The 11,840-nt window shown below is 75.9% G+C and carries 14 protein-coding genes; 4 read left to right on the forward strand and 10 right to left on the reverse strand.

The genetic code is table 11. From position 1 onward, the window contains the following. Positions 1–2: 2 nt before the first annotated feature. From FKM96_RS20245 to FKM96_RS20260, 4 genes are all read right to left on the reverse strand, one after another. On the reverse strand, positions 3–797 hold the full coding sequence (locus tag FKM96_RS20245) for a DUF881 domain-containing protein (protein ID WP_147796765.1): 795 nt from the start codon (positions 795–797) through the stop codon (positions 3–5). Positions 798–799: 2 nt separating this feature from the next. Then, positions 800–1,132, reverse strand: coding sequence for a small basic family protein (locus FKM96_RS20250; protein WP_147796766.1), 333 nt, complete (start codon positions 1,130–1,132; stop codon positions 800–802). Between the two features lies 1 nt (position 1,133). Beyond that, on the reverse strand, positions 1,134–2,012 hold the full coding sequence (locus tag FKM96_RS20255; RefSeq protein ID WP_147796767.1) for a DUF881 domain-containing protein: 879 nt from the start codon (positions 2,010–2,012) through the stop codon (positions 1,134–1,136). 74 nt (positions 2,013–2,086) lie between these two features. After that, positions 2,087–2,737 carry a CDP-alcohol phosphatidyltransferase family protein gene (locus FKM96_RS20260; RefSeq protein WP_147796768.1) on the reverse strand — a complete coding sequence of 217 codons (651 nt, stop codon included), beginning with the start codon at positions 2,735–2,737 and terminating at the stop codon, positions 2,087–2,089. Positions 2,738–2,830: 93 nt separating this feature from the next. Between FKM96_RS20260 and FKM96_RS20265 the strand changes: the two genes are divergently transcribed. Together FKM96_RS20265 and FKM96_RS20270 are read left to right on the forward strand one after the other, a co-directional pair. Further along, the gene (locus tag FKM96_RS20265) at positions 2,831–3,247 is read left to right on the forward strand and encodes a CoA-binding protein (protein ID WP_147796769.1); all 417 of its coding nucleotides are present in this window, start codon (positions 2,831–2,833) and stop codon (positions 3,245–3,247) included. A gap of 268 nt (positions 3,248–3,515) precedes the next feature. Beyond that, positions 3,516–5,417: a DEAD/DEAH box helicase gene (locus FKM96_RS20270; RefSeq protein ID WP_246855103.1), complete on the forward strand. Its 1,902-nt coding sequence runs from the start codon at positions 3,516–3,518 to the stop codon at positions 5,415–5,417. Positions 5,418–5,585: 168 nt separating this feature from the next. On the opposite strand, the gene FKM96_RS20275 is transcribed toward FKM96_RS20270, so the two are convergent. From FKM96_RS20275 to FKM96_RS20295, 5 genes are all read right to left on the reverse strand, one after another. Further along, positions 5,586–6,641, reverse strand: a complete 1,056-nt coding sequence (locus FKM96_RS20275; protein WP_147796770.1) for a low specificity L-threonine aldolase — start codon at positions 6,639–6,641, stop codon at positions 5,586–5,588. A 35-nt stretch (positions 6,642–6,676) separates the two neighbouring features. After that, on the reverse strand, positions 6,677–7,099 hold the full coding sequence (locus tag FKM96_RS20280) for a Fur family transcriptional regulator (RefSeq protein WP_147796771.1): 423 nt from the start codon (positions 7,097–7,099) through the stop codon (positions 6,677–6,679). Between the two features lie 147 nt (positions 7,100–7,246). Next, positions 7,247–7,528, reverse strand: coding sequence for an HU family DNA-binding protein (locus tag FKM96_RS20285; protein ID WP_147796772.1), 282 nt, complete (start codon positions 7,526–7,528; stop codon positions 7,247–7,249). A 140-nt stretch (positions 7,529–7,668) separates the two neighbouring features. Continuing rightward, a complete protein-coding gene (locus FKM96_RS20290) occupies positions 7,669–8,745 on the reverse strand; it encodes a PHP domain-containing protein (protein ID WP_246855104.1) in 1,077 nt (358 codons plus the stop codon). A gap of 3 nt (positions 8,746–8,748) precedes the next feature. Beyond that, positions 8,749–9,786 (reverse strand): Ku protein, encoded by a 1,038-nt coding sequence (locus FKM96_RS20295; protein WP_147796773.1) that lies wholly within the window; start codon positions 9,784–9,786, stop codon positions 8,749–8,751. 78 nt (positions 9,787–9,864) lie between these two features. Here FKM96_RS20295 and FKM96_RS20300 point away from each other — a divergent pair, with 78 nt between their 5' ends. Together FKM96_RS20300 and FKM96_RS20305 are read left to right on the forward strand one after the other, a co-directional pair. Continuing rightward, entirely contained in the window at positions 9,865–10,791 is a 927-nt protein-coding gene (locus FKM96_RS20300) for a DNA ligase (protein WP_147797273.1), read from the forward strand. 132 nt (positions 10,792–10,923) lie between these two features. Further along, entirely contained in the window at positions 10,924–11,508 is a 585-nt protein-coding gene (locus FKM96_RS20305; RefSeq protein ID WP_147796774.1) for a Dps family protein, read from the forward strand. A gap of 96 nt (positions 11,509–11,604) precedes the next feature. Here the strand turns inward: FKM96_RS20305 and FKM96_RS20310 are convergent, their stop codons facing one another. Beyond that, positions 11,605–11,814: a hypothetical protein gene (locus tag FKM96_RS20310; RefSeq protein ID WP_147796775.1), complete on the reverse strand. Its 210-nt coding sequence runs from the start codon at positions 11,812–11,814 to the stop codon at positions 11,605–11,607. Between the last annotated feature and the right edge of the window lie 26 nt (positions 11,815–11,840).

The following is an 11,840-nucleotide window of genomic DNA, read 5'->3' on the forward strand; positions in this document are numbered from 1 at the left end:
TGTCACCCGCCGCCGGACGTCTCGGGCTCGGCGTACTGCGGGTCCGGCACGTCCCGGGTCGCCGTGACCTCGACGTGGTCCTCGGTCGACACCGTCGCGGTGCCGCCGTCGATCTGCACCTTGGCGACCGCGCCGCCGGGGATCGCGAGGGCGGTCGACATCGTGCCGGGGTCGCCGATCGCGACCCACCGGTACGGCGGCGCGACCGGCTTCCCGTCGACCTCGATCCCGTCGTCCGTCCCGAGCACGTAGGACGACGCGGTCAGGCGCTGGTCGTTCAGCTGGACCGCCTCGGCGCCGGAGTTGCGCAGCTCCTCGAGCAGGTTCAGCAGCGTCAGCGCGGACACCGACCGGGTCGGGTCGGACACCGTCACCGTGATCCCGGGCCCCTCGGCCGGCAGCCTGCCCGACAGGATGCCCTGCGCCGCCGCGCTGCGGGTCGCCGCCTCGAGCGCCGCCTCGCGACTCGAGCCCGCGGACTGCAGCTCGGTGCGGGTGCGCTCGAGCTCGGCCACCTGCTGCTGGAGGTCGTCGGCCTGGCGCGTGGTCTGGTCGAGCAGCGACACCAGCTCGGACTCCCGCATGACCGTGAGGCTCTCGGTGTCGGTCTGGCGCACCTGCACGGCGATCGCGAAGCCGAGCAGCACGCACAGGACGCCGGTGAGGGCCTGGGCGCGGGTGGCCCGGGGACGCAGCGCCCGGCCGAGCGCGCGCCAGCCGCGCACGGGTCGGGGCCCGGGCGCGGCGCCGGGCTCGGGCTGGGCGGGCTGGTCGGGCCGCACGGGTTCCTCGGGCACGGTCACGCCTTGAACAGGTGCCGCCGGATCGCGGCCACGTTGGAGAAGATCCGGATGCCGAGCACGACCACGACGCCGGTCGACAGCTGCGAGCCGACGCCGAGCTGGTCGCCCAGGAACACGATCAGCGCGGCCACGACGACGTTCGACAGGAACGACACCAGGAACACCCGGTCGTCGAACAGCCCGTCGAGGACCGCCCGGAACCCGCCGAACAGAGCGTCGAGCGCCGCCACCACCGCGATCGGCAGGTAGGGCTGCAGCGCCGCCGGCACCGTGGGTTCGAGCACCAGGCCCGCCACCACGCCGACGATCAGGCCGATCACCGCGATCAACTCAGTCCCCCTCGCTCTCGTCCCCGGACAGTGTGCCCGACGGCGCGGTCGAACCCGCGGGACCCGGCGTCGCGCCGGGCAGGACCGGCACGCCCTCGGGCAGCTCGGCCGACCGCAGCGTCACGGTGCCGGCCGCGGGCAGGTGCAGGTCCCGCTGCGACGACACGCGGGTCGGGATGCCGTACGTCGACTGCAGGACGGCGAGCAGCTGGCCGCCCGACGTGCGGGCCAGCCCGGTCTGCATCCCCTGCGGGTCGCCGATCGCCTCGATCGCGTACGGTCCCACCAGCGGCACGACGTCGACGAGGATCGCGTCGCCGGCCGTGCGGATCGCCGTCGTGGGGCCCAGCCGCTCGCCGTTCACCGCGATCGCCTCCGCCCCCGAGGCCCACAGCCCGTTGACCACGAGCTGCAGGTCGGAGTCGCGGACCCGCCCGTTCGGGTCGTCGTCGTCCGCGTCGGCGTCCTGCAGCGTGATCCGCAGCCCGTCCCCGGTGACGGCCGTCGCGCCCGACGCGACGGAGTCGACCGCCAGCTGGTCGAGCAGCGGCGAGTCCGCGCCGGACAGCGCCTGCTCCTGGAGCTGGGCGATCTCGTCCGACAGCGCCGCGCTGCGGTCCCGCAGCCGGTCGAGCTCGGCGCTGCGCTCGGTGATCTGCCCGGCGAGCACCTCGCGCGCGGCGATCGCGGACGGCTGCGGGGCGCGCAGCGCGAGCACGGACCAGGTCGTGGCCGCGCCCAGCGCGACCGCGAGCACGGCCACCGCGACGGTGCCGCGCCCGCCCCGGCGCCGCGGCTTGCCGGCCGCGGCGCGCCGCTCGGCCGCCTCGCGGTACTCGGGGTCGAGCGGGTGCTGGGTGACCTCGGTCAGCAGCGACATCGAGGCGTCGAGGCGACGCCGCACCGGGCCCCCCGCGGGGTCGCGGCCGGCTCGGTCCCCCGGGCGGGGGTCCGTCACACGGCCACCGTGCGGGCCTCACCCGCGTCCGCGCCGCCGCGCCGGCCGACGAGCTGCCACGCCTGCCGCACGTACAGCAGGCCGGCGAACCAGTAGAGGGCGACGCCCCACCACGCGCAGGCCCAGCCGAGCACGGACGCGAGGTCGCCCACGATGCCGCCCCAGTGCGCGAGCAGCAGCAGCGGGAACGCGTACAGCAGGGCGAACGTGCCGGCCTTGCCGGCCAGGTGCACCTGGAGCGGGCCGTAGCCGTGCCGCGCCAGCACCACCAGCATGACCACCAGCATCGCCTCGCGGGCCAGCAGCACGACCACGAGCCACCACGGCACGACGCCGCGGGCCGCGAGGCCGAGCAGCGTGACGAAGATGAACAGCCGGTCCGCCGCCGGGTCGAGGACCTGGCCGAGCCGCGACACCTGCCCGAGACGGCGCGCCAGCACGCCGTCGAGCCAGTCGCTGGCGCCGGACACCGCGAGCACCCCGAGGGCCCAGCCGTCGTGCCCGGCGACGATCAGGACCGCGAACACCGGCACCATCAGCAGCCGGATCAGGGAGATGACGTTCGGCACGGTGAGGACGCGGTCGCTCACCACGTCCCGCTCCGCCACAGCTCTCCCGCCTCGTACGCCCTGATCGACGCCGCTCATCCTACGCAGGTGGGGACCGCTCTCCGGCCACCTCGGCGCCCCGGCCGCGTCGGGTCTCGCGCGGGGGTCGTCCGGCCGTGGTTCGCTGGCCGCATGGCCCACGTCAACGACCCCGCCGTCATCGACCGCCTGCTCCGCACGCCCGGCACCTGGGCGGTCGTCGGGCTGTCCACGAACCGAGCGCGCGCGGCGTACGGGGTGGCGGCCTACCTGCAGGGCCTCGGGCAGACGATCGTCCCCGTGCACCCGCGGGCGGAGACGGTGCACAGCGCCGCGGGCGTGCGGACCCTGGAGGAGGTCGACGGCCCGGTCGACGTGGTGGACGTGTTCGTGAACTCCGGGCTGGCGGGCGCCGTCGTGGACCAGGCGATCGCGGTCGGGGCGCGCGCGGTGTGGCTGCAGCTCGGCGTGGTCGACGAGGCGGCGGCGGAGCGGGCCGCGGCGGCGGGGCTCGACGTCGTGATGGACACCTGCCCGGCGATCGAGGGCCGCCGCCTCGGGCTGGGCTGAGGCGGGGCGGCGGGCGGCGGGGCGGCGTCGGGCGGCGGGCTCCGGCCGCTGTGCCGGAGGTCACCGCGCCGCTCCCCCGCGTCCGGCGGCCCGTGCCGGTAGACTCGTCGCACTCGGAGTTCGTCGCAGTGTCCCGTGATGTGCGTGCCGAGGCCCCCCTCTCCTGACGTGGCGGCCTCGTGATGTGTGGGTGTGGGAGTGCGACCGCGTGGCCGACCGGAACCCGGGCGGCGCACAGCTCCCCCCAGCGACACGAAACGGTGCTGCCTTGACGTCCCTGCTCGACCCTGCCCTGCCCGCGTCCGACGAGACCGTCGTGACCGGCCCCACCTTCGCCGACCTCGACCTGCCCGCGCCGCTGCGCGAGGCGGTCCTGGGCCTCGGCTTCACCACGCCCACCGCGATCCAGGCGGAGGCCATCCCGGCGCTGCTCGCCGGCCGCGACATCACCGGCGTCGCCCAGACCGGCACCGGCAAGACCGCCGCGTTCGGCCTGCCGCTGCTCGCCGCCGTCGACCCGGAGCTGCGCGAGGTGCAGGCGATCGTCCTGGCCCCGACGCGCGAGCTCGCCATGCAGGTCGCCGAGGCGCTGGAGTCCTTCGCCTCCAAGATGCCCGGGCTCGAGGTCGTCCCGGTCTACGGCGGCTCGCCGTACCTGCCGCAGCAGCGCGCGCTGCGCGGCGGCGCCCAGGTCGTCGTCGGCACGCCCGGCCGCGTCATCGACCACCTCGACCGCGGCTCGCTGAAGCTCGACTCCGTGCGGTTCCTCGCGCTGGACGAGGCCGACGAGATGCTGCGGATGGGCTTCGTCGACGACGTCGACCGCATCGCCTCCGCCACCCCCGCCTCCAAGCAGGTCGCGCTGTTCTCCGCGACCATGCCGCCGGCCATCCGCCGCGTCGCCGCGCAGCACCTCACCGACCCGGTCGAGATCACCGTCGCCCGGCAGTCGTCCACGGTGTCGAGCGTCCGGCAGACGTACGCGGTCGTCCCGTTCCGGCACAAGGCCGGCGCGCTGGCCCGCGTGCTCGCGGTGTCCGACGCCGACGCGGCGATCGTGTTCGTCCGCACCCGCAGCGCCGCCGAGGACGTCGCCGTCTCGCTCGTCGAGCGCGGCGTCGCCGCCGCCTACATCTCGGGCGACGTGGCGCAGGGCGACCGGGAGAAGATCGTCGAGCGCGTCCGCTCCGGCGCGATCAACGTCCTCGTGGCGACCGACGTCGCGGCGCGCGGCCTCGACATCGACCGCATCGGGCTCGTCGTGAACTTCGACGTCCCGGGCGAGCCCGAGGCCTACGTGCACCGCATCGGCCGCACCGGCCGCGCGGGCCGCACCGGCGAGGCGCTGACCTTCGTCACCCCGAACGAGAACGGCAAGCTCCGGGCGATCGAGCGGACCACCCGCCAGCAGCTCGAGCAGATCCAGATCCCGTCGCCGGCGGACGTGTCGGCGCACCGGGTCTCCTCCCTGCTCGCGCGGGTCCCGGCCCGCCGCGACCTCGGCCGCCTGGACCTGTACCGCACCGCCGCCGCGGAGTTCCTGGCCGCGCACCCGGACGTCGACGCGAGCGACCTGGTCGCCGTGCTCGCCGCCCTGGCCGTCGGCGACGAGGGCCCCGCGCCGCGTCCGACCGAGGGCGACGACCTGGACGACGCGCTGTCCCGCGCGCACCTCGCGCCCGAGCGCGGCCCCCGCCGGGACGGCGCGGACGGCGGCCGCCCGCGCAGCGCGGCCCGCCCGAGCAGCGGCGGCCCGCGCTACCGCCTCGCGGTCGGCTCGAAGGACGGCGTCCAGCCCGGCGGCATCGTCGGCGCGCTGACCAACGAGGGCGGCCTCACCGGCAAGGACCTCGGGAAGATCGACATCTTCTCGACGTTCTCGCTGGTCGAGATCCCCGCGGGCCTGTCCCCCGAGGCGTTCGACCGCATCGGCCGCGCCCGCGTCGCCGGCCGCCCGCTGCGCATCCGCGTGGACGAGGGCCCGCGCGGCGCGGGTCGCCCGGACCGCGGCGCCTCCCGCGGCCCGGCGCACCACGGCCCGCGCACCGGCCGGGACGGCGCCCGCGAGGGCGGGTACGGCTCCCGCGAGGGCGGGTACGGCTCGCGCGACGGCGGCCGGGACTTCGGCGGCCGGGACGCGCGCCCGCGCCGCTCGACCACCCCGCGCTGACGGCGCGCGAAGGGGCCCGGCACCGATCACGGTGCCGGGCCCCTTCGCACGTCCCCGGGGAGTCGGGGCGCCGGCGTCGGCGCCGAGTTCGGTGCTCCCAGCCGAGTTCGGTGCTCCCCGCCACCGAACTCGGCGGGAACCACCGAACCGGCGAACCCGGCCCGGGGCTCAGGCCGCCGCGGCAGCCGCGCGGCCGACCGCGGCGACGAACGCGTCGACGTCCGCCTCGGTGGTGTCGAACGCGCACATCCAGCGCACCTCGCCGGTGGCGCGGTTCCAGTCGTAGAACCGCCGCACCTCGCGGAGCGCGTCCGCCACCCCGGCCGGGAGCGCGGCGAACACGGCGTTGGCGTCGGTCGCCTGCGTGACGCGCACGCCCGGCACCGCCTCGACGCCGGCCCGCAGCCGCTGCGCCATCGCGTTGGCGTGCCGCGCGGACCGCAGCCACAGGTCGCCCTCGTACAGCGCGATCAGCTGCGCCGACACGAACCGCATCTTGGACGCGAGCTGCATGTCGACCTTGCGCTGGAACGCGATGCCCGGCGTCGACCCCGGGGTGAGCTCGAGGACCGCCTCGCCGAACAGGATGCCGTTCTTGGTGCCGCCGAGGGACACGACGTCGACGCCGACGTCGGTGGTCAGCGCGCGCATCGGCAGGTCGAGCGCCGCGGCGGCGTTGCCGAGCCGGGAGCCGTCGAGGTGCACCCGCAGCCCGAGGGCGTGCGCGTGCGTGGTGATCGCGAGGATCTCGTCGGGCGTGTAGACGGTGCCGAGCTCGGTCGCCTGGGTGATCGAGACGACGCCGGGCTGGGCGCGGTGCTGGTCGCCGAAGCCGTGCGCGTGCCGGTCGACGAGCTCCGGGGTGAGCTTGCCGTCGGGGGTGGGCACGGTCAGCAGCTTGATGCCGCCGACGCGCTCGGGGGCCGCGTTCTCGTCCGTGTTGATGTGGGCGGTCTCGGCGCAGATGACGGCGCCCCAGCGGGGCAGCATCGTCTGGAGGGCGACCACGTTCGCGCCGGTGCCGTTGAACACCGGGTACGCGGTCGCGTCGGCGCCGAAGTGGCCGCGCAGCACGTCCTGGAGGTGCTCGGTGTACGGGTCGGCGCCGTAGCCGGGCACGTGCCCGTCGTTGGCGGCGGCGAGGGCCGCGAGGACCTCGGGGTGCACCCCCGCGTAGTTGTCGGAGGCGAAGTCGTGCCGGGCGGGGTCGTGCAGTCTGTCCACCCGTCCATCCTCCCCCACCCGGGGAGGTGCGCCGGTCAGCGCGTCGCCGCCGCCTCGGCCGCGAGCCGCGCCCGGCACTCGGCGCAGGTGCCGAGCAGCTCGATCGTGTGCTCGACGTCGGAGAAGTCGTGCGCGGCGCCCACCTGCTCGGCCCACGCCTCGGCCCCGGGGCCGTCGATCTCGACCGCCTTGCCGCAGGACCGGCAGACCAGGTGGTGGTGGTGGCTGCGCCGGACGCACCGGCGGTAGACGGCCTCCCCGTCGGGCGAGCGCAGCACGTCGACCTCGCCGGCGTCGGCGAGCGTCTGGACGGCGCGGTACACGGTCGCGAGCCCCGTGGTGGAGCCCTGGGACCGCAGCAGGTCGTGCAGCTGCTGGGCGGAGCGGAACTCGTCGAGGTCGTCGAGCAGCCCCAGGATCTCGGTGCGCTGCTTCGTGGTGCGCTGCGTGACGGCCATCGGTGCGTGCTCCCTCCTCCGGGCGTCCCTCGTCGGGGACGGCCGACCATGCTACTCAACGTCGGCGGGCACGTGATCCGTTCCCGGGCGCGCCGCGAGCCGGGGACCCGTCGGGTCCCCGGCTCGCGTGCGGTGGTGCGGGGTCGCTCAGTTGGCGACGGCGCGCTTGAGGGCGCTGCCGGCGGTCAGCTTCACGCGGAAGCCGGCCGGGATGTCCAGCTTCTCGCCGGTCTGCGGGTTGATGCCGGTGCGCGCGGCACGGTCGGCACGGGACACCGCGAGCAGACCCGGGATGGTCACGGACTCGCCGGCGCTGAGCTGCTCGACCAGGACCTCCTGGAAGGCCTTGAGGGCCGCGTCGGCAGCGGTGTTGGTGAGCCCGGCCTTGGCGGCGATGGCCTGGACGAGCTCGGTGCGGTTCACGCTCACGGATGTGCTCCTATGTGTTCGAACTGGGTGCGCGGGCCGCTCGGCGCCTGCGTGGGGCGTCAGCTTCCGGCGGACCGACGCGGACGACCATAACGGCAGGCAGGGCGCTTCCGCGCATCGCCACGCGGGCGGTGTGTCGCTCAGGCAGCGACCTTCCGGCCCGCGAGGTGCTCCAGGAGGCGGTCGAGGGGCCACGCGTCGAGCACCCGGTCGGGCCCGATGCCGTGCGCGGCGGCCCGGTCGCAGCCCACCGGCTGCCAGGACAGCTGCCCCGGCGCGTGGGCGTCCGTGTCGACCGTGAACAGGCAGCCGGCGTCGACCGCGACGTCGAGCAGCGCGTGCGGCGGGTCCAGCCGGTCGGGCCGGCAGTTCACCTCGACGGCCACCCCGTGCTCGGCGCAGTCGGCGAAGACAGCGGCCGCGTCGAACTCGCTCGGCGGGCGCTGCCGCTTCCCGGTGAGCTGCCGACCGGTGCAGTGGCCGAGCACGTCGACCCGCGGGTTCGCGACGGCCGCGCGCATCCGCCGGGTCATCGCGGCCGAGTCCATCCGGAGCTTGGAGTGCACGGACGCCACGACGACGCCGAGCCGGTCCAGCAGCTCGGGCTCCTGGTCGATCGACCCGTCGTCGAGGACGTCGACCTCGATGCCGGTGAGCACCCGGAACGGCGCGATCGCCCGGTTCAGCGCCTCGATCTGCTCGATCTGCGCGCGCAGCCGCGCCGGGGACAGGCCGTTGGCCACGGTGAGCCGCGGCGAGTGGTCCGTGATCGCGAGGTACTCGTGCCCGAGCTCCATCGCGGCCAGCACCATCTCCTGGGCGGTGGTCGAGCCGTCGCTCGCCTCGGTGTGCGCGTGCAGGTCGCCGCGCAGGGCCGCCCGCAGCGCGGCGCCGTCCCCGGTCGGCTCCGCAGCCGGGTACGTGTGCTCCAGCTCGACCAGGTAGGGCACCGGCCCGCCCGCGGCCGCGGCCGCCGCCACCTCGGCGGTCCGGGCCCCGACGCCGGGCAGATCGGTCAGCGTGCCCGCGGCGAGGCGCGCGCGGACCTCGTCGGGCCCGGTGCGCTCCAGCGACCGGACGGCCGCCCGGAACGCGTCGGCGCGGTACGACGTGGCGCCGCCGCGCTCCAGCAGGAACGCGGCGCGCCGGAGCGCGGCCACGACGGCCTCGTGCACGGGCGCGGCGTCGGCCGGGTCGCCCGGGATCGCTGTCGCCACGCGTCAGGACGCCCGCTTGCGCCGGGTGCGCGCGGGCTTCTCGTCGGCGGCCTTGTCCTCGGCGGGCTCGGCGTCGGCCTTCTTGGCGCGGGACCGGGTCGCCGCCGGCTTCTTGGCGGGCTTGTCCTCGTCGTCGGCCGCCGCGGCCTTCGCGCGGGACGACGACTTCCGGGCCGGCGCCTTCTTCGCGGGCTCCTCGTCAGCCGCGGTGTCGGACCCCGTCCCGGACGACGCCGCCGACCCACCTCCCCCGCCGCGCGCCTTCTCCACGCTGCGCTGCAGCGCCGCCAGCAGGTCGACGACCTCGCCCGCGGGCTGGCCGCCCTCGCCGACCTCCTCGGCCTGCGGCACCGCCTGCGTGCGGCCCGACGACACCTTCGCCTCGATCACCTGCTCCAGCGCGGCGCGGTACCGGTCCTCGAAGCCGGACGGGTCGAAGTCGCCGGCCAGGGACTCCACGAGCGAGGACGCCATCGCGAGCTCCTGCGGCTTGACGGTGACGTCCTGGTCGAGGATCGGGAAGTCCGCCTCGCGCACCTCGTCCGGCCAGAGCAGCGTCTGCAGGCAGATCACGTCGTCCCGCACGCGCAGCACCGCCATCGACTCCCGCTGCCGCAGCGCGACCTTGACGACGGCCATCCGGTCGGTGCTGGTCAGCGCCTCGCGGAGCAGGGCGTACGGCTTCGCGGCCGTGCGGTCCGGCTCCAGGTAGTAGGTCTTGGCGAGCAGGATCGGGTCCACCTGGTCGGCGGGCACGAACTCGATGACCTCGATCTCGCGCTCGGTGGCGAGCGGCAGCTGGTCGAGGTCCTCGTCGGTGAGGACCACGAGCTGCCCGTCGTCCGTCTCGTAGCCCTTGGCGATCTCGCTGTACTCGACCGGCTCGTCCTCGATCGAGCACACCTTGCGGTACCGGATCCGGCCGCCGTCCTTCTTGTGCACCTGGTGCAGCGGCACCTCGTGCTCCCCCGTGGCCGCGTAGAGCTTGACCGGCACGTTGACCAGACCGAACGCGACGGCGCCCTTCCAGATCGCGCGCATCGTGACCACCCTCCCCGGCGCGGAGCACTCCCCCGCGACGACTCCGCGTGCTGTGGGCAGGATGGACCCGTGCAGCCCATGCTCGCCACCCCTGTCCCCGTCCCTGGCCGCCTGCCCGCAGGTCCGGGCTGGCGGTTCGAGGTGAAGTGGGACGGTGTCCGCATCCTCGCCGACACCACGGGAGACCGCCTCCGGATGCTCGGCCGCAACGGCCGGGACGCCGCACCGGCGTACCCCGAGCTCGCGGGGCTGGCGGGCCTGCCGCCGGGCACCGTGCTCGACGGCGAAGTGGTGGCGATGCGGGACGGGGTGCCGTCGTTCCCCGCCCTCGCCGAGCGGATGCACGTCCGGGACCCCGCGCGCGCCGCCGCCCTCGCCCGCCGGGTGCCCGTGAGCTATCTCGTGTTCGACGTACCCGTCCTCGCGGGCGAGGACCTCACCCGCCGGCCGTTCGACGAGCGGCGCGCCGCCCTGGAGTCGGTGCCGCTGCCCGAGCACGTCCAGCTGTCGCCGGTGTACTCCGACGGCGACGTGATCTGGTCCGCCACCCGGGCGCAGGGCCTGGAGGGCGTGGTGGCCAAGCGCGCCGGCTCGACGTACCAGCCCGGCCGCCGGTCCGGCGACTGGCTCAAGGCGGTGCACCACACCACCCGCACCGCGCTCGTCGGCGGCTGGCGCCCCGAGACGACCGGGAGCGGCCGGATGGGGGCGGTGCTGCTGGGCGCCCCGGACGCGGCGGGCGGCCTGCGCCTCCTGTGCCGCGCCGGCAGCGGGCTGGCCGGGGCGCTGGCCCGGGACCTCACCGCGGCGCTGCGGCCGCTGGAGCGGCCGACGTCGCCGTTCGCCGAGCGGCTGGAGCCCGTCGACGCCCGGGGCACCGTCTGGGTGGAGCCGGAGGTGCTGCTCGACGTCCGCTACCTCACCCGGACGCCGTCGGGTCGGCTGCGGCAGCCGGTGCTCCGCGGGCGCCGGGACGACACCGCGCCCGACCCCTGGGAGGCCTGACCCGGGACGCCCGCCGCGTGCGACCGCGCGCGCCCGCACCCGTCCGACCTGCGATTGCGCGACCAGGGAGGTTGCGGCAGCGTGGGTGCCAGCCGGCGCCGTCGGGCGCCGAGGACCGCAAGGAGGAGACTGATGGTTCGCCGCACGGAGCTGCCGAAGTACACCGTCCCGTCGCTGAGCGTCGAGGACGGCCGCACGATCGCCGCGATCCTCCAGCAGCGCCTCAACGCGCTGAACGACCTGGCGCTCACGCTCAAGCACATCCACTGGAACGTCACCGGCCCGCACTTCATCGCGGTGCACGAGATGATCGACCCGCAGGTCGACGCCGTGCGCGCCATGGTGGACGCGATCGCCGAGCGCATCGCGACCCTCGGCGTGGCCCCGGTAGGCACCCCCGGCGCGCTGGTGCAGGACCGCAGCTGGGACGACTACTCGATCGGCCGGGCCGGCGCGATCGAGCACCTGGGCGCCCTGGACGAGGTCTACGTGGGCGTCGTCACCGACCACCGCGAGGCCGCGGCCGCGACCGAGGACCTCGACACGGTCACGAACGACCTGCTGGTCGGCCACCTGCACGAGCTGGAGCTGTTCCACTGGTTCGTGCGCGCGCACCTCGAGAACGCGGGCGGCGAGCTGAGCACCGCGGACGCCGAGGGCGAGCAGGAGTCGGCGCGGGACGCCGGCGCCGCCGCGAAGGACCCGTCCTCCGTCTGACGGCTCCGGTCGCGCGGGCCGGGCCCGCGCGACCCCCGGATCGCCGAGGCCCCGGTCACCAGAGGGTGGCCGGGGCCTCGTGCCGCGCGGGCGGGGTCAGAGCCGCTCGGGGTCGTCCCAGTCGTCCGACGCCGCGATCGCCTCGTCGTCGGGGAGCAGCTCGCTGTCCCGCAGGGTGCGCGGCGCACCGGCCGGGTCGCCGCCCGAGCGGACGTCGGTGGCGCGGAGCTCGGCCTCGGACGGCAGGGCCTCGGCGCGGTGGTTCGCGGCGGTCTCGGAGGTGAGGTCACGGGGGCGGGTCGTCATGCCTCGGTTGTACCGCGTCGCGGCGG

The organism is Cellulomonas sp. Y8 (genome assembly GCF_008033115.1).
GTDB lineage: Bacteria > Actinomycetota > Actinomycetes > Actinomycetales > Cellulomonadaceae > Cellulomonas.

Coding starts and splice junctions, on each gene's coding strand:
- FKM96_RS20255 (WP_147796767.1), bottom strand. CDS start 2,012: ATGTCGCTGCTGACCGAGGTCACCCAGCACCCGCTCGACCCCGAGTAC.
- FKM96_RS20260 (WP_147796768.1), bottom strand. CDS start 2,737: ATGAGCGGCGTCGATCAGGGCGTACGAGGCGGGAGAGCTGTGGCGGAG.
- FKM96_RS20265 (WP_147796769.1), top strand. CDS start 2,831: ATGGCCCACGTCAACGACCCCGCCGTCATCGACCGCCTGCTCCGCACG.
- FKM96_RS20280 (WP_147796771.1), bottom strand. CDS start 7,099: ATGGCCGTCACGCAGCGCACCACGAAGCAGCGCACCGAGATCCTGGGG.
- FKM96_RS20295 (WP_147796773.1), bottom strand. CDS start 9,786: ATGCGCGCGATCTGGAAGGGCGCCGTCGCGTTCGGTCTGGTCAACGTG.
- FKM96_RS20300 (WP_147797273.1), top strand. CDS start 9,865: ATGCTCGCCACCCCTGTCCCCGTCCCTGGCCGCCTGCCCGCAGGTCCG.
- FKM96_RS20305 (WP_147796774.1), top strand. CDS start 10,924: ATGGTTCGCCGCACGGAGCTGCCGAAGTACACCGTCCCGTCGCTGAGC.
- FKM96_RS20310 (WP_147796775.1), bottom strand. CDS start 11,814: ATGACGACCCGCCCCCGTGACCTCACCTCCGAGACCGCCGCGAACCAC.